We start from the raw sequence: 21,113 nt of genomic DNA, 5'->3' as shown, positions 1-21,113 counted from the left end.
GGAAGGATCGGTCTCTTGAGCATCGTTGAAGCAAACAGCAGGGCAAGGCACGGCAAACGCCGTGCCAACGCCCGCACCAAAGCCATTCTCGGCTTCGCCATCACCGTCATCACCACCTTTCTGGGGCTGATGGCGGTGACGTTTTTCATTGGCCGCGTCATTCCGATCGATCCTGCGCTGGCGATCGTCGGTGACCGTGCGCCCGCCCATGTGGTGGAGCGCGTACGGGAAGAGCTCGGCCTCAACCTGCCGCTCTGGCAACAGTTTTTCCTTTACCTGAAGCAGGCGCTTTCGGGTGATTTCGGCATTTCGGTGCTCACCACCAATCCGGTGATGGAGGATATCAGGCGGGTTTTCCCGGCCACGATCGAGCTTGCCACGCTCGGCACCATCATCGGTGCGGTGTTCGGCATTCCGCTCGGCGTCCTTGCCGCCGTCAAGCGCGGCAGCTTTGCCGACCAGATCGTGCGCGTCATCGGCCTCATCGGTTATTCCGTGCCGATCTTCTGGCTCGGCCTTCTGGCGCTGCTGTTTTTCTACGCCCGCCTGCAATGGGTGGCCTATCCTGGCCGCATGGACATCGTCTACGAATTCACCTTCACGCCGATCACCGGTTTCTTTTTGATCGACGCGATCTGGCAACGGCAATGGGACGTGTTGTGGGACCTGTTCCGCCACATCATCCTGCCCGCCTGCCTGCTCGGATATTTTTCGCTGGCCTATATCAGCCGCATGACGCGTTCATTCATGCTGAACGAGCTTAGCCAGGAATACATCGTTGCTGCGCGCGCCAAGGGGCTTTCGGAAACCCGCATCATCTGGTTCCACGCGCTGCGCAACGCCGCCGTGCCGCTGGTGACCGTGATTGCGCTGTCCTATGCAGGTCTATTGGAAGGTTCGGTGCTGACCGAAACCATCTTCGCCTGGCCGGGGCTCGGCCTCTACATCACCAATTCCCTGCAGAATGCGGATATGAACGCCGTTCTCGGTGGCACGATCGTGATCGGCGCCATCTTCGTCGGCATCAATATCTTTTCCGATCTGCTTTACCGGACGCTCGATCCAAGGACGCGCAGCCGATGACGATTTCGACCGATACATTGAAACCTTACAGCCGCGAATGGCTGCTCTCCGACCGACCGGCCTCGCGCAAACAGGCCCGGCTTGGCCGCGCCTACGTCATCTGGCGGCGGTTTTCGGAAAACCGGCTGGCGCTGCTCGGCCTCGGTATCATTACGGCTCTGCTATTCGTGGCGCTGTTTGCCAATGTGCTGGCGCCGCACAACCCCGTGCAGGGCGATCTGCGCAATGCCCGGCTTTTGCCGCCCGGCACTGCGGGTTATCTTCTCGGCACCGATGATCAGGGGCGGGATATTCTCTCACGCCTCATCCACGGGTCGCGGCTCACTCTGTTCGTGGTGCTGCTGGTGGCGATTATCGCCGCGCCCATCGGGCTGATCGTCGGCACCGTCTCGGGTTATGCCGGCGGCTGGGTCGATGCCATCCTGATGCGCATCACCGATATCTTCCTTGCCTTCCCGAAGCTCGTCCTGGCGCTGGCGCTGGTGGCGGCTCTGGGGCCAGGCATCGAAAATGCGGTGCTGGCTATCGCCGTCACCTCATGGCCGCCCTATGCGCGTATCGCGCGCGCTGAAACCATGACCTTCCGCAATTCCGATTTCATCGCGGCGGTGAAGCTCATGGGCGCTTCGCCCTTCCGCATCGTGCTGAAACACGTCATGCCGCTGTGCATGTCGTCGCTTATCGTGCGCGTCACACTCGATATGGCGGGCATTATCCTCACCGCCGCCGGTCTCGGTTTCCTTGGCCTCGGCGCGCAGCCGCCGCTGCCGGAATGGGGGGCGATGATCGCTTCAGGCCGCCGTTTCATTCTCGATCAATGGTGGGTTGCCGCCATGCCGGGTATCGCGATCCTGATCGTCAGCCTCGGTTTCAACCTTCTGGGCGACGGCCTGCGCGATGCGCTGGACCCCAAGGAGGCGGGCCAATGAGCGCGCCGCTTCTGACCGTCGACAATCTGCGCGTCTCCTTCCCCACCCGCACCGGGCTGGTGGAGGCGGTGCGCGGTGTATCCTTTACGCTGGGCCGCGAACGGCTTGGCATCGTTGGCGAATCCGGCTCCGGCAAATCGCAGACCGGCCGCGCCATCATGGGGCTGACCCCGAAGGGGGCGCTCATCGAGGCCGATACGCTGCGCTTCGGCGATATCGATCTTCTCAGCGCTTCGGCGAAAGAAAGGCGGCTCATGCGCGGCAAGCGCATGGCCATGATCCTGCAGGATCCGAAATATTCGCTGAATCCGGTCATGACCATCGGCCGCCAGATCATGGAAACCTTGCGGACCCATGAGAACGTCAGCTCAGGCGAGGCGCGCCAGCGCACGCTCGCCATGTTGGAGGCGGTGCAGATTCGTGATCCCGAGCGGGTGTTTGATCTATACCCGCATGAGGTTTCCGGCGGCATGGGCCAGCGTGTCATGATTGCCATGATGCTGGTCTGCGGCCCGGAACTGCTGATCGCCGATGAGCCGACTTCGGCGCTTGACGTGACGGTTCAGCTGGAAGTGCTCGACATTCTCGACAGGCTGGTGCGCGACCGCGGCATGGGGCTGATTTTCGTCAGCCACGATCTGCGGTTGGTCTCGTCTTTCTGCGACCGGGTTCTCGTCATGTATGCGGGCAAGGTGGTGGAGGAACTGTCATCGGCCAATCTGAAGGAAGCGAAGCACCCCTATACGCAGGGTCTGCTCAACTGCCTGCCGGAGATTGGCGGCCACCGGCATCCGTTGCCGGTTCTGGAACGCAAGCCGGAGTGGCGCGCATGAGCACAGTTCTTTCTATCCGCGACATGGTGGTCGACTTCGACGGTTACATCGCGCTCGACAGCGTCAGCATCGACGTGGCAGAGGGCGAATCCTTCGGCATCGTCGGCGAGTCCGGTTCCGGCAAGTCGACGTTGCTGCGGGCGATTGCCGGCCTCAACCATTTCGACGAAGGCTCATTGATGGTGGCTGGTCGCTCCTATTCGAGCAAGCATCGCGACAAGAGCTTCTACAGTGATGTGCAAATGGTGTTTCAGGACCCTTACGGTTCCCTTCACCCGCGCCAGACTGTGGATGCGCTGCTGCTGGAGCCGCTGGTCATCCACGGTCTCGACAATCGTGAGCAACGCATTGCCCGCGCGCTCGACGAGGTGGGTCTCGGCTCCGGTTTCCGGTTTCGGTATTCGCACCAGCTTTCCGGCGGCCAGCGCCAGCGCATCGCCATTGCCCGTGCGCTGATCGTCGAGCCGAAAATCCTGCTGCTGGACGAGCCGACTTCGGCGCTCGATGCCTCCATCCAGGCGGAAATCCTCAACCTGCTGGAACAGGCGCGCAAGGATCGTAACCTCACCTTCGTCATGGTCAGCCACGATCTCGGCGTCATCAGCCACATGTGCGACCGTCTGGCGGTGATGAAGAGCGGCAAGGTTGTGGAAATGCTGGAGGCTGAGGCGCTGGAAAGCCGCGAGTTCAGCGCGGATTATACAAGGCAGCTGCTGGTGGCGAGTGAGGGTTTTAAACGCGGTTGATTGGCGGGAAGGTGCCTCCCTTTCTTCTCCCCACCGGGGAGAAGATGGCCCGAACGGGGCAGATGAGGGGGCAAGCTCTCCGAAATCCGGCAACGTTGCCCCCTCATCCGGCGCTGCGCGCCACCTTCTCCCCGGCCGGGGAGAAGAAACAAGTGGCAAGCTTCGTTCCCCACCCGATCTTCTCCGGTGACGTATTCTCTCATCGAGCGGCGGTGATATGCTGCCCCGCCACACCGGCATATCCGAACAAGGTACCCACACCATGCAACTGCGCGCCTTGATGTATTTCGACGAACTCGTCCGCACCAATTCCATGCGCGCCGCGGCGGAAAACCTGAATGTTGCGCCAACGGCGGTGAGCCGGCAGATCGAAAATCTCGAATATTATTTCGGCTCGCCGCTGGTGGAGCGCTCCAGCCGCGGCGTGAAGTTGACGGCGGCAGGCGAACTTCTCGCCGCCCGCGCCGGCAAGACGCTGCGGGAACTCGATCATGTTCACCAGCTGATCGATGACCTGAAGGGGCTGCAGCGCGGCCGGGTCACGGTCTATGCCAATGGCGCGACGGTGGCGAACCTTCTGGCGCCGGTGCTGGCACAGTTCAGCCTGAAATATCCAAAATTGCGTTTCGAGGTGCATATTACCAGCGCCCGGCAGGCGATGGAGGCGCTGGGTGCGGCGGAGGCCGATCTGGTCGTCAGCCTTTTTGCCCCAAAGGTTTCCGGTGTGAAAGTGCGCTCGCGCACCCGCATCAGTTACGATGTCATCTTCCCGGCCGGTCATGCGCTCGCGGCCCAGCCGGAGGTTTCGCTGAAGGAACTGGCCGGCCTGCCGCTTGCCCTGCCGGACAAGAGTTTCGCCGCACGACAGGCATTCGATACGCTGTTTGCCGATGCGGGTGTCGAGCTTGATCCCGTCTTTATCACCAGCTCGCTGGAGATGCTGAAGGAACTGGTATTGGGGCACGCGGCGGCCACGCTGCTGCCGGCCTTGTCGGTAGCGCGCGAAATCCGCAGCGGCCAGATGGTCGCCGTTCCCCTTGCCGGCAAGAAGGGCATTCATACCCAGATCGATCTCTGCGTTGCTCCCGACAGGCAATTGTCCTTCGCCGCCTCCAAGCTTGCCGATTTCATCGAGCGCTTCATGCGCGAGGCAACGGCGGGGTAAACGGGGCACTCCCATGTCTCTGTCCGAGAGGTTGATTTCCGTTCGCATTTCCGTGTAGCCATTTCAGCTACACGGAGCACACAAAAATCGAGATTGTGTGTGCGCCTGCAACATGACACTCTTTTTGCAACGGGCGGTCGATGAGAGGGCAAAAATGCCCCCGGCCGCAAGATTGGGGACAATGATGCCACGCACTTACCTTTCGCAGGCGGCAACGCTTTCGCGCCGCACCGCGTTGACCCTCGCCCTGGGCACGGCGCTCTGGCTGCCGCTTTCAGTTGCGCGAGCCGAGGCTGCACCGAAAACCGCGCTGACACTGGGCATGGCAGTCGAGCCAACCGGTCTCGATCCAACCATCGCCGCCCCCGTCGCCATCGGCCAGGTCACCTGGCAGAATGTCTTTGAAGGACTGGTGAAGATCGATCGCGACGGCAAGGTAAAGCCGCAGCTTGCCGAAAGCTGGGAGATTTCTCCTGACGGCAAGACCTATACGTTCAAGCTCCGCAAGGGCGTGACCTTTCACGATGGTGAGGCTTTCGATTCCTCCGTTGCCAAATTTTCGCTGGATCGGGCGCGCGGTGATAGCTCCGTCAATCCGCAGAAACGCTTCTTTGCCGCTATCGACAGTATCGAGACACCGGATGCCACAACGCTGGTGCTGAAGCTGAAGCAGCCGGCCGGCAGCCTTCTTTACTGGCTCGGCTGGCCTGCCTCCGTGATTGTTGCGCCGAAAAGCGCCGACAATAACCGCACCACGCCCGTCGGCACCGGCCCGTTCAAATTCGTGAACTGGGCCAAGGGCGACAAGGTGGAACTGGAGAAGAACGCCGCCTATTGGGACAAGGCCGTGGCGGTGAAGCTCAACAAGGCGACCTTCCGCTTCGTGTCCGACCCGCAGGCGCAGGCTGCGGCACTGAAGTCTGGCGATATCGATGCCTTCCCGGAATTCGGTGCGCCGGAACTGATGGCCTCCTTTGACGGCGATAAACGCCTCGTCACCTTCGTCGGCAATACCGAGCTGAAGGTCGTGGCCGGCATGAACAATGCCCGCAAGCCTTTTGACGACAAGCGCGTACGCCAGGCGCTGATGATGGCGGTGGAGCGTGGCACGGCCATTGAAGGCGCCTGGTCCGGTTACGGCACGGCCATTGGCAGCCATTACACCCCGAATGACCGCGGATACATCGATACGACAGGGGTGCACCCTTACGATGTCGACAAGGCCAGGGCGTTGCTTGCCGAAGCGGGTTATGCGGATGGCTTCAGCTTCACCATCAAGGCGCCGCAGATGGCCTATGCCCAGCGCACCTCGCAAATCCTGCAGGCGATGCTGGCCGAAATCGGTGTGACGATGACCATCGAGACCACCGAATTTCCGGCAAAATGGGTGGCCGACGTTCTAAAAGGCGCGGATTATGACATGACGATCGTCGCTCATGCCGAGCCGATGGATATCGATATCTATTCCCGCGATCCCTATTATTTCAACTACAAGAACCCGGCCTTCAACGAGGTTATTGCCAGCGTCGAAAAGACGGCGGATGCCGGCGAGCAGGAAAAGCTTTATGGCGATGCCCAGAAAATCCTTGCCGAAGATGTGCCGGCTCTCTTTCTGTTCGTCATGCCGAAGCTTGGTGTCTGGGACAGGAAGGTGAAGGGGCTGTGGGAAAACGAGCCCATTCCCTCTAATGTGCTGACGGATGTGCATTGGGAAGAGTAGGGTTTGCCGATATCCTCCATCGCCGTCATGCCGGACTTGATCCGGCATCCAGCCAGCCCAAGTCCTTGGGCTGAAAGGGCTCTCCCCGTCGCGCAGACGCGCGTCGGCTGGATTCCGGCTCAGGGCCGGAATGACGGGAGAGAGGCGGCCGGACGCTCGCCCGCAAACGAAGCCAAGCAAGGAGAAGATGCCAGATGTTAACCCTCCTCATCCGGCGTCTCGTAAGCCTCGTCATCACACTGTTTGCCGTTTCCCTCATCATCTATGTCATCATGGGGCTTTTGCCGGGCGACCCGGCGGCCATCATGCTCGGCACTTCCGCCAGTCCGGATACGCTGGCGGCGCTGCAAAAGCAGATGGGTCTCGATCAGCCGCTGCCGCTGCGGTACCTCCACTGGCTCGGCGGCGTCTTCCGGGGTGATCTCGGGCAATCCTATACCTATGGCGTGCCGGTGGCAGGGCTGATCGTCGAGCGGCTTGCCGTCACCCTGCCGCTGGCGCTGCTCGCGGTCTGCCTTTCGGTCGCCACTGCCATTCCGCTCGGCGTGGCGGCGGCGAGGAGCCGCAACGGGCTGGTGGATTTCGCGGCCGGGCTGTTTTCCCATATCGGCATTGCCGTGCCGGGTTTCTGGGTCGGGCTGCTGCTTATCATCGTCTTTTCCACAACGCTCGGCTGGATGCCGGCTGGCGGTTTTCCCGGCTGGGCACCGAGTTTTTCGGCGAGTCTTAAGGCCCTGGTACTTCCCGCGGTCGCGCTGGCGCTGTCGCAGGCCGGTGTTCTTACCCGCGTCTGCCGCTCCGCCGTGCTGGAGGTGATGAATGAGGATTTCGTGCGCACCGCCCGGGCCAAGGGCCTGAGCGAGCGGGTGGCGTTGTGGCGGCATGCGGTTCCGAATGCGATGATCCCTGTCGTCACCATGATCGGCCTGCAATTCACCTTTCTTATCGCCGGCGCGGTGCTGGTGGAAAATGTCTTCAACCTGCCGGGGCTGGGGCGGCTCGCCTATCAGGCGCTGACCCAGCGCGATATCGTCGTCATGCAATCGGTGGTGCTGTTTTTCTCGGCACTGGTCATCACCATGAATTTCGTGGTCGATATCGCCTATCTCTTCATCGATCCGAGACTGCGGGCAGGTGCGCGATGATGCGACTGATCCGCCGCCGCCCCGCCTTCGTACTCGGTATTGCTGTCACCGCCTTTCTGGTTGCTGTCGCCCTGCTGTCGCTGGTCTGGACGCCAGTCTCGCCGACCAAGATGCAGATTGTCCAGAAACTGAAATCGCCATTCGTTTATGGCGGCCTTGGCACGGATCATTTCGGCCGTGATGTGCTGTCGATGTTGATGACCGGTGCGTGGAACTCGCTCTCTACCGCCATCGCCGCCGTCGCCATCGGCGCCGCTCTCGGCACGGCCATCGGCGTGACGGTCGCGGCTCTGCGCGGTGTCACCGAAACCGTTGTCATGCGCATCTGCGACATCATCTTCGCCGTGCCGCCCATCCTCTCGGCCATGATGCTCGGCGCCTTCATCGGCACGGGACGTTTTACCGCCATCATCGCCATCGCCACCTTCATGGTGCCGGTGTTTGCCCGGCTGACGCTGGGGGCTGCCCTGCAAATCTGGGCGCGGGAATACATCACCGCCGCCACCAGCATCGGCCAGAACCGTGCCAAGATCACGCTCTTTCATATCATACCGAATATTTCCAACCAGATCATCGTGCAGGTGACGATCCAGCTCGGTCTTGCGATATTGACGGAGGCAGGCCTTTCCTTCCTCGGTCTCGGCATGCCGCCGCCGGCCGCCACTTGGGGGCGGATGCTGGCCGATGCGCAGACCTATCTCGGCGCGGCACCCTGGCTTGCCATCATGCCAGGCCTTGCAATTGCGCTTGCCGTCTTCGGTCTCAATCTTCTTGGCGACGGCCTGCGTGACCTGCTCGACCCGCGCGATACCAGCTGACCACTTCAAGTCGATATCGCCCCTATTTCCTGTTTTTCTCACGAGACGATGCCATGACCGATCTCATAGACCTCAACACGCTCGAAATCCTGGCGCTTTACGGGCAAAAAAAGCTGTCGCCATCGGAATACTGGCAGGCGGTGGAGGCGCGGATCGAGGCGTTCGAGCCGACGGTGAACGCGCTCTATGCCTATGATCCCGAAGACGCCCGCAGGCAGGCGCTGGCCTCGACGCAGCGCTGGCAAAAAGGCGAAACGCTCGGCCCGCTAGATGGGCTTCCCGTTTCGCTGAAGGAACTGATCGCCACCAAGGGCCATCCTGTGCCGCTAGGCACTAGGGCGGTCGAACTGGTGCCTGCGGTTGAAGATGCGCCCGTCGCTGCCCGCTGCCGCGAGGATGGCGCGATCCTTTACGCCAAGACGACCTGCCCGGATTACGGCATGTTATCATCAGGCCTTTCCAGCTTCCACAAGCTCAGCCGCAATCCGTGGGACCCGACGCAGAACCCCGGCGGCTCCAGTGCCGGTGCAGCCTCGGCCGGGGCCGCGGGTTATGGCACGCTGCATATCGGCACGGATATTGGCGGCTCGGTGCGGCTCCCGGCCGGTTGGACGGGACTGTTCGGCTTCAAGCCGAGCCAGGGCCGCATCCCGGTCGATCCCTATTATACCGGCCGCTGCGCCGGGCCGATGACCCGCACCGTTGTCGATGCTGCCTATGCGATGGCGACGCTTTCGCGGCCCGACTGGCGCGACGGCACATCACTGCCGCCAAACAGCATCGACTGGATGGATCTCGATATCGACGTGAAGGGCCTGAAGATCGGCCTGATGCTGGATGCCGGCTGCGGCCTGTCGCTGGACGAAGAGGTACGGGACGCCGTGCTTTCCGCCGCGAAGCTGTTCGAGGCGGCCGGCGCCATCGTCATCCCCGTCGAGCCGGTGCTGACGCGCGAGATGCTGGACGGGCTGGATGATTTCTGGCGGGCAAAATTCTGGGGCGACATGGTGACGCTGAGTGAGGAGCGTCGCGCGGCGATCCTTCCCTATATCCTTGAATGGGCGGAGAAGGGGGCGGAGGTTACCGGCTCCCGTGCGGTCTTCGGTTTCAACCAGACCATGGAAATGCGCAAGACCTGCGGGCGGCTGATGCAGAAAGTGGATGCGGTGATCTCGGCCACTAATCCCATCGTCTCCTATCCGGCCGACTGGGCCTCGCCCACCAATGATCCCGCAAGGCCATTCGAACATATTGCCTTCACCGTGCCGTGGAACATGTCGGAACAGCCGGCTTCCTCGATCAATTGCGGTTTCTCGGCATCCGGCATGCCGATCGGCCTGCAGATTGTCGGCCCCCGTTACGAGGATCTGTTCGTGCTCAAACTGTCCAGGGCTTTCGAGGATTGGGGCGGTGGTGTGCGGCGCTGGCCGGAGCCGCCGCAGGCCCGCTGATCCCGCCTTTATCGGCCATGTAGTATTGCCATAATACCCACACCTGCGCCCCGCCTGTTAGGTTGCCCGAAGGCATTCGAAAACGGGAGGAGCAAACATGCCGAAGAAGATTTTGATGATCACCGGCGATTTCGCCGAGGATTATGAGACCATGGTGCCGTTCCAGACGCTGCTTGCGGTCGGCCACACGGTCCATGCCGTCTGCCCCGGCAAGAAGGCGGGCCAGACCATTGCCACGGCCATCCATGATTTCGAGGGCGACCAGACCTATTCGGAAAAACGTGGCCATAATTTCGCGCTCAACGCCACCTTCGCCGAGATCAAGGTCGCGGATTACGACGCGCTGGTCATTCCGGGCGGCCGCGCGCCGGAATATCTGCGGCTCAATGCCGATGTGCTGGCGGCGGTGAAACATTTCTTTGAAGCCGACAAGCCGGTAGCGGCGGTCTGCCACGGCGCGCAATTGCTGGCGGCTGCCGGTGTCCTGAAAGGCCGCACCTGCTCGGCCTATCCGGCCTGCCGTCCGGAAGTGGAACTGGCGGGCGGCACCTATGCCGATATCGCCATCGATGCCGCCGTGACCGACGGCAAGCTGGTAACGGCTCCCGCATGGCCCGCCCATCCGGCCTGGCTTTCGCAGTTCATGGCGGTGCTCGGCAAATAAGACCTGCGAAACGGGGCTTTTTCCGGCCCCGTTTCACGTCTATTCTTGAAGCGTGGTGAGGGAGGAAAACCATGTGCAAGCTTTTCATCAAGGCTGACCCGGCGTTGTGGGAAAGCCACACAAGGTCGCTCAGGATCGATGGCATGGTCACCAGTGTGCGGCTTGAAAACTTCTTCTGGACGGCGCTGGACGAGATCGCCCGTCGCGATGGCATGAACAGCGTGCAGCTCATCGCCAAGCTTTATAATGAATCGATCGATGCCGGGCATGACCTCGGCAACTTCACCTCGTTCCTGCGGGTCTGTTGCGGGCGCTATCTTGCGCTTCAGCTTTCCGGCGATATTCCCGCGCGCAGCGACATTCCGATTGCGGCGCTGGATGCCGACAGCATTCTTGATGCGGAAAAGGTGAATTATCATTGAGGAAAGCGAAGGGCGCAGCCGCTGCGCCCTTCCCTCAAGTTTTCAACGAGCGCGGATCGAGCGCATCGCGCACGGCATCGCCGATATAATTGACGCTCAGGACCGTCAGCGAGATCGCCAGTCCGGGCCATAGCACGCGTGACGGCGTTAGCTGCAGGAAGTTGGCGCCGTCGAACAGCAGCCGTCCCCAGGTCGGAAAGTCGGAGGGAAAGCCGAGGCCGAGGAAGGACAGGGCCGATTCCGTGATAATGGCGGCAGCGATGCCGAGCGTGGCCGAGACCATGATCGAGCTCAGCACATTCGGCAGGATGTGCCTGATGATGATGCGATATTCGCGCATGCCACTCGATTTCGCCGCCATGATGAATTCCTGGCTTTTGATCGTCAGCACATCGCCGCGCACGATACGGGCGGTATGCATCCAGCTGGTTATGCCGATCACGAAGACGATGAGAATGAAGATGCCGGTTTCCGGCCCGAAGGCTGCGCGCAGCGTATCGCGAAACAGCATCAGGATGACGAGCAGCAGCGGCAGAAGCGGCAGGGCCAGGAACAGGTCCGTCAGCCGCATCAGCGGCCCGTCGAGCCTGCGGAAATAGCCTGATAGCACTCCCACCAGCGTGCCGAGAAACAGCGCCAGCAGCATGGCGGTGATGCCGACGGCAAGCGAGATGCGCCCGCCGGCCAGAACCTGCGCCAGCATGTCCTTGCCCAGATTATCGGTGCCGAAGGGATGGGCCAGCGACGGCCACTGGTTGCGTTCCCTGACGTTGATGACATTGGGCGCGACGGTGTGGATATAGGGGCCGACATAAACGGCGAGCAGGATGAAGACGAAAACAATCAGGCCCGCCACGCCGCCCTTGTGAGCGCGGAACTGTTTCCAGATATCGGCAAGTGCTGATTTCGTGGGCGAGGCGGCAACTGTCGGCGCTGCGATGGTGGCGTCAGTCATAGCGGATCCTCGGGTCGAGAATGCCGTAAAGCACGTCGGCAATCAGGTTGAAGAGCACGATAAGCACCGCGAAGATGAAGGTCAGTGTCTGCACGAGTGGGATATCCGCGCCCTGAACGGCCGTTATCAGCAATTGGCCAAGCCCGTTCACACGGAATATCTGCTCGGTGATGATGGCGCCGGAAAAGATCGTCGGCACGCCGAGTGCAATGACGGTGACGACCGGGATCAGGCTGTTGCGCAGCACATGTACCAGCAGCACGGATTTTTCTTTCACGCCCTTTGCACGCGCGGTGCGCACATAATCCTGATGCAGATTGTCGAGCATGGAGGCGCGCACGAAGCGGCTGATCTGCGAGACGTTGTAAAGCGTCAGCACCAGCACCGGCAGGAACATCTGCTTTATCTGCGCCACGAAACTTCCCCAGTCCCGTACTTGAAGATTGGTGTCGTAGACCGAAGGGAACCATTGCAGGTAGGAGCTGAAGATGACGACCAGCAGCACGCCGGTGAAGAAGGTCGGCACCGAATAACCGACCATGGAAATGAAGGTGCCGATCTGGTCGAAGATCGAATATTGCTTATAGGCGGAAATGACACCGATCGGGATCGCCAGCAGCGCGCCGAAAAGATAGGCGAGACCGACCACCCAAAGCGTCTGCGGCATGCGCTGGATGACGAGATCGACCACCGGGCTGCGTGTGGCCCAGGACAGCACCCGCATGCGGCTGCCATCGCCGATCTGCCAGCCGGTCAGCTTTTCGAAGAGGTTCAAAGGTTCGTTGATGAAAAACTGCTGCAGCCACATCAGGTAACGGATGAAAAAGGGCTGGTCGAGGCCAAGTGAGGCGCGAATCTGTTCGCGCACCTCAGGCGGAATCGTCAGCGGCAGGTCGCCGGTCGGGTCGTTGGGCGCGAGATCGAGCAGCGCGAAGATGACGAAGCTGATGACGAGCAACGTCGGTACGGCAAAGGCAAGCCGCCGGAGCGTAAAGGCAAACATCTGAAACTCTCCAGACCCAGAGCGCGGCAGGACGAAAATCGGGAGTGTTTTCGCCGCGACGCTGCAAATGTGTCTTCAGAACATGGTCCAGGGGGCATGCAAAAGGCCGGCCTCACCTTGGCAGCGAGACCGGCGCATCTGCGTGTTATTTCTTGCGGGACCAGTCCGCGACGTTCCAGAGTTCCGAATCCCAGGCATTCATGCGAACGCCTTCCAGCGTCAGCGAATGCGAGGAAACGTTGCCGCGATGGATCAGCGGAATGTGCGCGCCCTCTTCCGTCAGCATGTCGTTCAGCTGTTTGGCGATTTCTCCGCGCTTGGCGAAGTCCGTCGTCTTGGAGAGCACGCCCACCAGCTTGTCGAATTCCGGGTTGCAATAACGCGGAACATTCTGGCCCTGCCAGCCGTTTGCGGGGGCGGGAATTTTGTCGCACAGCCATTCCGCCAGATATTTTTCCGGATCGGTGCCGTCGAAATTGTTGGTGTACATTTCAACGTCGGCATAAAATTTCTGGAAGGTATCCGGGCTTGCCGGATCGCCGCCGAAGAACACCGAGGCGCTGACATTGCGCAGTTCGGATGCAACGCCGATCTGCGACCACATGTCTTTCACCAGTTCCTGCGCCGCCTGGCGAACGGAGTTGGTGGAGGTCTGGTAGAGGAAGGACAGCTTCACGCCGTTCTTGGCGCGGATGCCATCGGAACCCTTTACCCAGCCGGCATCGTCAAGCAGCTTGTTTGCACCTTCCACATCCTGCTTCAGGCACCATCTGTCATTCTTGGTGGAAGCGACGGCCTCAGGCGCCGGCACGATGTTGCAGGTCGGCTTGCCTGCCTCGCCATATCCCGTCTCATCGATGATGTCGCGGTCGATGGCGAGCGATAGCGCCCGGCGCACGGCGGGATCGGACAAGGCTGGGTGCGGGCCGCCCTCCTTGGTGGAGCGCTTGTCGCCCAGGGCAGGATCGGCATTGTACCAGTTGAGATTGATACGCTCGACCTGGGTGCCGAAGGCGGTTTCCAGCTTGCCCTTGCCGGCGGCCACCATGGTGGCCAAAATTTCCGGCTCCACCTGCATGTTCCATGCGTAGTCGAATTCGCCGGTTTCAAGCACGGCACGCGCAGCGGAAGCCGCGTCACCGCCGCCCTTCAGCGTGGCGGTCGCAAAGGCAGGTTTGGCCGGATCACGATAATTGGGATTGGCGACGTAGCTGATAACGTCGTTCGGCTTGAAATCCTTGACCACGAAGGGGCCGGTGCCGATGGGGCCAAAATTGGCCGAGGTGCAGCCGGGAGCGGCCGCGCCGAGGCAATTTTCGAACTGCTTCTTCTGGATGACCGGCGATTGCGCGCCGACGAAAGCCGAGTAGGGGTAGGGTTTCGGTTCGGTGAAGCTGACCTTGACGGTATGGGCGTCGACCGCCTCGACGTTTTTCACGCCTTCATATTGTGCGGCCTGCGCGCAGCCGCCATCCGGTGCGGTGCAATATTTCCACGTGAAGATCACGTCGTCAGCGGTAAGCGGCGTTCCATCCGACCATTTGACATCGCTTTTCAGCTTCCAGGTCATGCTGAGCAAATCCTTCGCGACGCCGCCATTATCGACTGTCGGGATCTCGCTCACCAGCATCGGCACCAATTCGCCCTTTTCGTCGTAGCGGGCCAGCGGCTCTATCACCATGGACGAGCTGTAGATCTCTTTCGTGCCACCGGAAAGATAAGGATTAAGTGTCGATACCGCCTGCCAGAACAGGATTTTCAGTTCGCCATCACTGCCGCGCTCGGCATGGGCGGCAGAGCCTGCCATGGCCAAGGCTGCCACCGTGCTGGCAAAGAGAACGCTGCGCTTCTTCATCGTGTTTTTCCCCTTTTGAGATTTTATCTATTTGAATGTTTGACGCTTTTCCCATCGTCAGATGCAAGGTCTATTTTTATAAGTATTTGACTTTGCTAAGGAATACTCCTTCACTCTCGCTGATGCTATTGTCAGTTTTTTTGAAATGCAAGCCCCAAACTTCTATTGATGAACAAAATTTGAGCCATTCAACTTTTGGCCTATTTTTCGCTCACGCAGCAAAATTCATACTTGCAAAAGCAGAAATTCCTAACGCAATATGGTTCCCGACAACCCGGCGGGGAACAAAAAAAGGAAAAATGGGAATGCCGATATTGAACCGTGTGGCCGAGATGCAGGAAGACGTTGCCGGTTGGAGGCGGCACCTGCACGAGACGCCGGAGCTGCTTTATGACGTCTTCGAAACCTCGAAATTCGTGGCCGAGAAACTGACGTCCTTCGGCTGCGACATCGTCGAGACCGGCATCGGCAGGACCGGCGTGGTCGGCATCATCAAGGGCCGACACGGCGACGGCCCGACCATCGGTTTCCGTTCCGACATGGACGCGCTGCCGATCCTCGAGACCAGCGGCAAGCCATGGGCTTCCAAGGTTCCCGGCAAGGCCCATTCCTGCGGCCATGACGGGCACACCGCCATGCTTCTGGGTGCCGCGCAATATCTGGCGGAGACCCGTAATTTCAAGGGTTCCGTCGCGGTCATCTTCCAGCCGGCGGAAGAGGGCGGGGCAGGCGCTCTTGCCATGCTAAATGACGGCATGATGGAAAAATTCGGCATTTCGCAGGTCTATGGCATGCATAACGAGCCGGGCATTCCCGTCGGCCAATTCGCCATCCGCAAGGGCTCGACCATGGCGGCGGCGGATAGTTTCGAGATCGTCATCACCGGCAAGGGCAGCCATGCGGCCGCGCCGCATCTTTCCATCGATCCGGTGCTGACCTCGGCGCATATCATCATCGCTTTGCAATCCATCGTCTCGCGGGAGACGGACCCGTTGAAATCGCTGGTCGTCACCGTCGCTACCACCCATGGCGGCACGGCCGTCAATGTCATTCCCGGCTCAGTGACGCTGACCGGCACGGTGCGTACGCTCTTGCCGGAAACCCGCGATTTCGCCGAAAAACGCCTGAAGGAAGTGGCGACTGCCACGGCCATGGCGCATGGCGCCACCGTGGAGGTGAAATATCATCGCGGTTATCCCGTCACCTTCAACCACAATGATGAGACCGAATTTGCGACCGGCGTGGCGATGGGCGTGGCCGGTGCGAACGCCGTCAACACCAATCCCAACCCGCATATGGGGGCGGAGGATTTCTCCTACATGCTGGAAGCGCGCCCCGGCGCGTTCATCTTCATCGGCAATGGCGATACCGCCGGGCTGCACAACGCCGCCTATGATTTCAACGATGATGCACTGCCCTACGGCATCAGCTACTGGGTCTCGATGGCCGAAAAAGCACTTGCTGCGTAAGACATCCGGCGGCCTTCATGGCCGCCTTTCGCTTTTCAGGAGATCAGCATGCTTTTGGCGGCAACATCCATGGAACAGACCGGAGGCTCGGTAAGCCCGGTTCTTTCGGTTCAGAATCTCACCACCTCCTTCCGTGTCGATGGCGACTGGAAATCCGTGGTCCGCAATATGAGCTTCGACATCGCTCCGCGCGAAACGGTGGCGATCGTCGGCGAGAGCGGCTCGGGCAAAAGCGTGACGTCGCTGTCGATCATGCGGCTTCTCGATAAAAAAACCAGCCGCATCGAGGGCAAGGTCATGCTCGGCGGGCGCGATTTGCTGGCGCTGCCGGAAGAGGAGATGCGCAAGGTTCGCGGCAAGGACATTTCGATGATCTTCCAGGAGCCGATGACCAGCCTCAACCCGATCTTCCCGATCGGCAAGCAGATCGCCGAGGCGCTCACCGTGCATCAGGATATTTCCTCATCGGCCGCCAGGGCCGAGGTTATCCGGCTTTTGGAAAAGGTCCGCATTCCCAATGCGAAGAACCGTTTCGACGATTATCCGCACCAGTTTTCCGGCGGCATGCGCCAGCGCGTGATGATCGCCATGGCGCTCGCTTCCAAACCGAAACTGCTGATCGCGGACGAGCCGACGACGGCGCTCGACGTCACCATTCAGGGCCAGATTCTCGATCTCATCAAGCAATTGCAGGAAGAGGAGGGCATGTCGGTGCTGTTCATCACCCACGATATGGGCGTGGTGGCGGAAGTGTCCGACCGCACCATCGTCATGTTCCGTGGCGATGTGGTGGAAACCGGCGCCACCGACGACATTTTCCATCGCGGACATCACCCCTATACGCGCGCTTTGCTTTCGGCGGTGCCGAAGCTCGGTTCGATGAGGGAACGTGTGCTGCCCGCCCGTTTCCCGATCATCGATATCAAGACCGGCGAAAGCCTGCCCGTGATGGAGGTGAAGGACACGGTCTCCGGTTCGCGCACGCCCATTCTCTCGGTCAAGGATCTGACCACGCGTTTCGATATCCGGTCGGGCCTTTTCGGTCGCAAATCCGGTGCCGTGCATGCGGTGGAAAAGGTTTCCTTCGATCTCGCCGAAGGTGAAACCCTGTCGCTGGTCGGCGAATCCGGTTGCGGCAAGTCCACTACGGGCCGCTCGATCACCCGGCTGATCGAGCCGACCTCGGGCAATGTCATGCTCGATGGTTACGAGGTGCTGAAACTCGACAAGACGACGCTGCGCACCATGCGCCGCAGCGTGCAGATGATCTTTCAGGACCCCTTCGCCTCGCTGGATCCACGCATGAGCATAGGCACGGCGATCATGGAGCCCTTCATCGAGCACCGGCTTGGGCCGAAGGCGCAGGCGCGCGAAAAGGCGGCGGACCTGATGGAAAAGGTCGGCCTCAGCCCGGATATGATGCGGCGTTTCCCGCATGAATTTTCCGGCGGCCAGCGCCAGCGCATCGCCATTGCCCGTTCGCTGATGCTCGACCCCAAGGTCATCGTTGCCGACGAGGCGGTTTCGGCACTCGATGTCTCGATCAAGGCGCAGGTCTGCAACCTGTTGCTCGACCTGCAACAGAACCTCAATTTGGCCTTCCTGTTCATCTCTCACGACATGGCGGTGGTGGAACGCGTCAGCCATCGTGTTGCGGTGATGTATCTCGGTGAAATCGTCGAAATCGGCCCCCGCGCCGCCGTCTTTGACAATCCGCAGCACCCCTATACGAAGAAGCTGATGTCCGCCGTTCCGGTGCCGGACCCGGCGCGGCGTCAGATTCGCCGCAATATGGCGACGGACGAGATAAGAAGCCCGATCCGCCCAGTGGATTACGTGCCGCCGCAACGGCATTATCGCGAGGTTTCGGCGGGGCATCTGGTGCAGGAAGCGGCTTGATCGAGGGCGCGCGCCGAACTGCGCGATAGAGAATGGAACGAGCGGGTGCCGCGCATTTCTTCTCCCCGAGGGGGAGAAGGTCGCGGCAGCGGGATGAGGGGGCAAGGGTAGAGATATTCGGCAACGGTGCCCCCTCATCCGACCCTTCGGGCCACCTTCTCCCCGGCGGGGAGAAGAAATATGCCGCCCTGCCGATCTAGGTAATCTTAATCCACCAGACGCTCCCTTCCGCATCCCGCCGTTTGACAGCCGCCGCAAAAAAATGCCAGCAAATGCTCAAGCATAATTCTGAGAGGGCGGCGGCATGGCCAGACGAAACGACGCACATGGACGGCTGGACGATGCGGCCCGCGCCGGCTGGCTTTATTACGTCGCGGGGCGCACACAGGATGAAATCGCCGCCGCCATGGGCATATCCCGGCAATCGGCGCAGCGGCTGGTGTCGCTGGCCGTCGCCGAGCGGCTGATCAAGGTCCGGCTCGATCACCCCATTGCCGCGTGTCTGGAAAAATCCGAACGGCTGAAAGAGAAATTCGACCTCAAATATATTGAGGTGGTGCCGAGCGATCCGGCCGGCGTCTCCTCCACGGTGGGCATTGCGGAAGCCGGGGCGGCCGAAATCGAGCGCTGGCTGAAAAATGCCGATCCCATCGTGCTCGCCATCGGCACCGGCCGCACACTCAAGGCCGCTGTGGATCAGCTGCCGCCGATGGAATGCCCGCAGCACCGCATCGTGTCGCTGACCGGCAATATCGGGCCGGATGGCTCGGCCGCCTATTACAACGTCATCTTCAGCATGGCGGACGCCATCAAGGCGCGGCATTTTCCCATGCCGCTGCCGGTCCTGTGCTCCTCGGCGGAAGAGCGGGAACTGCTGCATGATCAATCCATGGTGCGCTCCACGCTGGCGCTGGGCGCTGCCGCCAATGTCACCTTCGTCGGCGTTGGCGAACTCGGCGAAAACGCGCCGCTCTGCGTTGATGGTTTCCTCGGCGTCGATGAGATGAAGGCCCTGATGGCGAGCGGTGCGGTCGGCGAGATTTGCGGCTGGATGTATGATGCCAACGGCCGCATTCTCGAGCATTCCGTCAACGAGCGCGTCGCCTCCGTTCCAATCCCGTCACGAGAGACCTGCACCGTCATCGGCATGGCGCAGGGGGCGCGCAAGAACGCCTCGATTCTGGCGGCGCTGAGGGGCGGTCTGTTGAACGGCCTCATCACCGATGAAGTGACAAGCGAATATTTGCTCACGCACTGAGCAAAAATTAATACAACAAAATCAGTTGGTTGATTTTTCCATGTGCGTCGCAGCACAGGATGTCGCTTGACTTTTTTCCTCTCCGGGTGAGTAAATGCCCCAGAGCAAAGCGAATGCTCATCATTTTTCTTCTGGGAGGAAGATATGACACTGAAGACCATTTTGCTGGGCGCATGCTCGGCACTCGCCTTTTCGACCCTTGCTTCCGCCGAAACGCTGACCATCGCCACCGTCAACAATGGCGACATGATCCGCATGCAGGGGCTGACCTCCGACTTCACGGCAAAGAACCCCGACATCAAGGTCGAATGGGTCACGCTTGAAGAAAACGTCCTGCGCGAACGCGTGACGACCGATATCGCCACCAATGGCGGCCAATACGACATCATGACCATCGGTAACTATGAAGTGCCGATCTGGGCCAAGCAGGGCTGGCTGCTGCCGCTCGAAAAGCTCGGCGACAAATACGATGTCGATGACATCCTGCCAGCCATCCGCGGCGGTCTTTCCGCTGAGGGCAAGCTTTACGCGGCGCCTTTCTACGGCGAATCCGCCATGATCATGTATCGCAAGGACCTGTTTGAAAAAGCCGGCCTGAAGATGCCCGACAACCCGACCTGGGAATTTATCGGTGACGCCGCCCGCAAGATTACCGATCGCAAGACGGATATCAACGGCATGTGCCTGCGCGGCAAGGCCGGCTGGGGCGAGAACATGGCCTTCATCAGCGCACTCACCAACTCCTTCGGTGGCCGCTGGTTCGATGAAAACTGGAAGCCACAGTTCGATCAGCCGGAGTGGAAAAGCGCGCTACAGTTTTACGTCGACCTGATGAAGGATGCCGGCCCGTCCGGTGCGTCCTCCAATGGCTTCAACGAAAACCTGACGCTGTTCCAGCAGGGCAAATGCGGCATGTGGATCGACGCCACGGTGGCTGCCTCATTCGTGTCCAACCCGAAGGATTCCACCGTTGCCGACAAGGTCGGTTATGCGCTCTTCCCGACCCATGGTGAACTGAAGAACCATGGCAACTGGCTGTGGTCGTGGAATCTTGCGATCCCGAAGAGCTCGCAGAAGGCGGAAGCCGCCGAGAAGTTCATCGCCTGGGCAACCAGCAAGGACTACACCACGCTCGTCGCTTCCAAGGAAGGCTGGGCAAACGTGCCTCCGGGCACCCGCACCTCGCTTTACAAGAACGCTGACTATGAAAAGGCCGCCGCCTTCGCCAAGCCGACGCTTGCCGCTATGGACGCCGCCGACATTACCAAGCCGACTGTAAAGCCCGTGCCTTACACCGGCGGTCAGTTCGTGGCGATCCCTGAATTCCAGGCGCTCGGCACCACGGTCGGCCAGCTGTTCTCGGCGGTCGTTGCCGGCCAGTCCAGCGTTGACGACGCGCTTGCGGGCGCCCAGTCGACAGCGACGCGTGAAATGACCCGCGCCGGTTACATCAAGTAATCCTCCCGAAGATCGCTGTCCGGCCTGAGCGCCGGGCAGCGCACCTGCGGGCCGAAGGCCGCTCTGCGGCTTCAATTGTTTTCAAATCAAAACAAGAATGAGCCGGTTCTTCCGGATATGCCGGGCGCATCGCATGACGCCCGCGCCCAAGGGGAGGTGAATGCAATGGCAACACGAAACACGAGCGGCCTTGCGCGGGTAATGCTTGCGCCATCGGTGCTGTTATTGCTGGTGTGGATG

18 protein-coding genes are annotated in these 21,113 nt (G+C 60.7%); 15 read left to right on the top strand and 3 right to left on the bottom strand.

All coding sequences use genetic code 11. The features are described from left to right. The first annotated feature begins 15 nt into the window (after positions 1-15). From DXT96_RS18100 to DXT96_RS18050, 11 genes are all read left to right on the top strand, one after another. Positions 16-1,083, top strand: coding sequence for an ABC transporter permease (locus DXT96_RS18100; RefSeq protein ID WP_153515819.1), 1,068 nt, complete (start codon positions 16-18; stop codon positions 1,081-1,083). Then, positions 1,080-2,012 carry an ABC transporter permease gene (locus DXT96_RS18095; protein ID WP_153515818.1) on the top strand — a complete coding sequence of 311 codons (933 nt, stop codon included), beginning with the start codon at positions 1,080-1,082 and terminating at the stop codon, positions 2,010-2,012. Before DXT96_RS18100 ends, DXT96_RS18095 begins: the two co-directional genes overlap by 4 nt. Continuing rightward, on the top strand, positions 2,009-2,845 hold the full coding sequence (locus tag DXT96_RS18090; protein ID WP_149900881.1) for an ABC transporter ATP-binding protein: 837 nt from the start codon (positions 2,009-2,011) through the stop codon (positions 2,843-2,845). The genes DXT96_RS18095 and DXT96_RS18090 overlap by 4 nt, the downstream gene beginning before the upstream one ends. Next, positions 2,842-3,591, top strand: a complete 750-nt coding sequence (locus tag DXT96_RS18085) for an ABC transporter ATP-binding protein (RefSeq protein ID WP_149900882.1) — start codon at positions 2,842-2,844, stop codon at positions 3,589-3,591. The genes DXT96_RS18090 and DXT96_RS18085 overlap by 4 nt, the downstream gene beginning before the upstream one ends. A 262-nt stretch (positions 3,592-3,853) precedes the next feature. Then, positions 3,854-4,756: a LysR family transcriptional regulator gene (locus tag DXT96_RS18080; protein WP_149900883.1), complete on the top strand. Its 903-nt coding sequence runs from the start codon at positions 3,854-3,856 to the stop codon at positions 4,754-4,756. A 184-nt stretch (positions 4,757-4,940) separates the two neighbouring features. Continuing rightward, entirely contained in the window at positions 4,941-6,476 is a 1,536-nt protein-coding gene (locus DXT96_RS18075) for an ABC transporter substrate-binding protein (protein ID WP_153515817.1), read from the top strand. Positions 6,477-6,670: 194 nt separating this feature from the next. Then, positions 6,671-7,621, top strand: coding sequence for an ABC transporter permease (locus DXT96_RS18070; RefSeq protein WP_153515816.1), 951 nt, complete (start codon positions 6,671-6,673; stop codon positions 7,619-7,621). Further along, entirely contained in the window at positions 7,618-8,439 is an 822-nt protein-coding gene (locus DXT96_RS18065; RefSeq protein ID WP_194287670.1) for an ABC transporter permease, read from the top strand. The genes DXT96_RS18070 and DXT96_RS18065 overlap by 4 nt, the downstream gene beginning before the upstream one ends. Positions 8,440-8,492: 53 nt before the next feature. Continuing rightward, entirely contained in the window at positions 8,493-9,890 is a 1,398-nt protein-coding gene (locus DXT96_RS18060; RefSeq protein WP_153515815.1) for an amidase, read from the top strand. A gap of 97 nt (positions 9,891-9,987) precedes the next feature. Next, complete coding sequence (locus DXT96_RS18055; protein ID WP_161991821.1) at positions 9,988-10,554, top strand: DJ-1/PfpI family protein; 567 nt, start codon at positions 9,988-9,990, stop codon at positions 10,552-10,554. A 71-nt stretch (positions 10,555-10,625) separates the two neighbouring features. After that, positions 10,626-10,976, top strand: a complete 351-nt coding sequence (locus DXT96_RS18050; RefSeq protein ID WP_149900887.1) for a ribbon-helix-helix domain-containing protein — start codon at positions 10,626-10,628, stop codon at positions 10,974-10,976. Positions 10,977-11,010: 34 nt separating this feature from the next. On the opposite strand, the gene DXT96_RS18045 is transcribed toward DXT96_RS18050, so the two are convergent. From DXT96_RS18045 to DXT96_RS18035, 3 genes are all read right to left on the bottom strand, one after another. Continuing rightward, on the bottom strand, positions 11,011-11,931 hold the full coding sequence (locus DXT96_RS18045) for an ABC transporter permease (RefSeq protein WP_149900888.1): 921 nt from the start codon (positions 11,929-11,931) through the stop codon (positions 11,011-11,013). Then, positions 11,924-12,934 carry an ABC transporter permease gene (locus DXT96_RS18040; RefSeq protein ID WP_153515814.1) on the bottom strand — a complete coding sequence of 337 codons (1,011 nt, stop codon included), beginning with the start codon at positions 12,932-12,934 and terminating at the stop codon, positions 11,924-11,926. The genes DXT96_RS18045 and DXT96_RS18040 overlap by 8 nt, the downstream gene beginning before the upstream one ends. A 145-nt stretch (positions 12,935-13,079) precedes the next feature. Continuing rightward, complete coding sequence (locus tag DXT96_RS18035; RefSeq protein WP_153515813.1) at positions 13,080-14,789, bottom strand: peptide ABC transporter substrate-binding protein; 1,710 nt, start codon at positions 14,787-14,789, stop codon at positions 13,080-13,082. Positions 14,790-15,094: 305 nt separating this feature from the next. Here DXT96_RS18035 and DXT96_RS18030 point away from each other — a divergent pair, with 305 nt between their 5' ends. The 4 genes from DXT96_RS18030 (at position 15,095) to DXT96_RS18015 (ending at position 20,873) form a co-directional block, all read left to right on the top strand. Continuing rightward, a complete protein-coding gene (locus tag DXT96_RS18030; protein WP_153515812.1) occupies positions 15,095-16,258 on the top strand; it encodes a M20 aminoacylase family protein in 1,164 nt (387 codons plus the stop codon). 48 nt (positions 16,259-16,306) lie between these two features. Further along, positions 16,307-18,157 carry an ABC transporter ATP-binding protein gene (locus DXT96_RS18025; RefSeq protein WP_153515811.1) on the top strand — a complete coding sequence of 617 codons (1,851 nt, stop codon included), beginning with the start codon at positions 16,307-16,309 and terminating at the stop codon, positions 18,155-18,157. Positions 18,158-18,461: 304 nt separating this feature from the next. Next, positions 18,462-19,415 (top strand): sugar-binding transcriptional regulator, encoded by a 954-nt coding sequence (locus tag DXT96_RS18020; RefSeq protein ID WP_153515810.1) that lies wholly within the window; start codon positions 18,462-18,464, stop codon positions 19,413-19,415. 144 nt (positions 19,416-19,559) lie between these two features. Next, on the top strand, positions 19,560-20,873 hold the full coding sequence (locus tag DXT96_RS18015) for a sugar ABC transporter substrate-binding protein (protein WP_153515809.1): 1,314 nt from the start codon (positions 19,560-19,562) through the stop codon (positions 20,871-20,873). The last annotated feature ends 240 nt before the right edge of the window (positions 20,874-21,113 follow it).

The sequence above is a fragment of the Agrobacterium sp. ICMP 6402 genome, from assembly GCF_009498615.1.
GTDB classification, from domain to species: domain Bacteria; phylum Pseudomonadota; class Alphaproteobacteria; order Rhizobiales; family Rhizobiaceae; genus Agrobacterium; species Agrobacterium burrii.
The sequence above is the reverse complement of the archived record's forward strand: the minus strand, read 5'-3'. Positions and strand labels throughout refer to the sequence as shown.

Coding starts and splice junctions, on each gene's coding strand:
- DXT96_RS18015 (WP_153515809.1), top strand. CDS start 19,560: ATGACACTGAAGACCATTTTGCTGGGCGCATGCTCGGCACTCGCCTTT.
- DXT96_RS18095 (WP_153515818.1), top strand. CDS start 1,080: ATGACGATTTCGACCGATACATTGAAACCTTACAGCCGCGAATGGCTG.
- DXT96_RS18090 (WP_149900881.1), top strand. CDS start 2,009: ATGAGCGCGCCGCTTCTGACCGTCGACAATCTGCGCGTCTCCTTCCCC.
- DXT96_RS18025 (WP_153515811.1), top strand. CDS start 16,307: ATGCTTTTGGCGGCAACATCCATGGAACAGACCGGAGGCTCGGTAAGC.
- DXT96_RS18045 (WP_149900888.1), bottom strand. CDS start 11,931: ATGACTGACGCCACCATCGCAGCGCCGACAGTTGCCGCCTCGCCCACG.
- DXT96_RS18020 (WP_153515810.1), top strand. CDS start 18,462: ATGGCCAGACGAAACGACGCACATGGACGGCTGGACGATGCGGCCCGC.
- DXT96_RS18075 (WP_153515817.1), top strand. CDS start 4,941: ATGCCACGCACTTACCTTTCGCAGGCGGCAACGCTTTCGCGCCGCACC.
- DXT96_RS18080 (WP_149900883.1), top strand. CDS start 3,854: ATGCAACTGCGCGCCTTGATGTATTTCGACGAACTCGTCCGCACCAAT.
- DXT96_RS18060 (WP_153515815.1), top strand. CDS start 8,493: ATGACCGATCTCATAGACCTCAACACGCTCGAAATCCTGGCGCTTTAC.
- DXT96_RS18050 (WP_149900887.1), top strand. CDS start 10,626: ATGTGCAAGCTTTTCATCAAGGCTGACCCGGCGTTGTGGGAAAGCCAC.
- DXT96_RS18035 (WP_153515813.1), bottom strand. CDS start 14,789: ATGAAGAAGCGCAGCGTTCTCTTTGCCAGCACGGTGGCAGCCTTGGCC.
- DXT96_RS18040 (WP_153515814.1), bottom strand. CDS start 12,934: ATGTTTGCCTTTACGCTCCGGCGGCTTGCCTTTGCCGTACCGACGTTG.
- DXT96_RS18065 (WP_194287670.1), top strand. CDS start 7,618: ATGATGCGACTGATCCGCCGCCGCCCCGCCTTCGTACTCGGTATTGCT.
- DXT96_RS18085 (WP_149900882.1), top strand. CDS start 2,842: ATGAGCACAGTTCTTTCTATCCGCGACATGGTGGTCGACTTCGACGGT.
- DXT96_RS18030 (WP_153515812.1), top strand. CDS start 15,095: ATGCCGATATTGAACCGTGTGGCCGAGATGCAGGAAGACGTTGCCGGT.
- DXT96_RS18070 (WP_153515816.1), top strand. CDS start 6,671: ATGTTAACCCTCCTCATCCGGCGTCTCGTAAGCCTCGTCATCACACTG.
- DXT96_RS18055 (WP_161991821.1), top strand. CDS start 9,988: ATGCCGAAGAAGATTTTGATGATCACCGGCGATTTCGCCGAGGATTAT.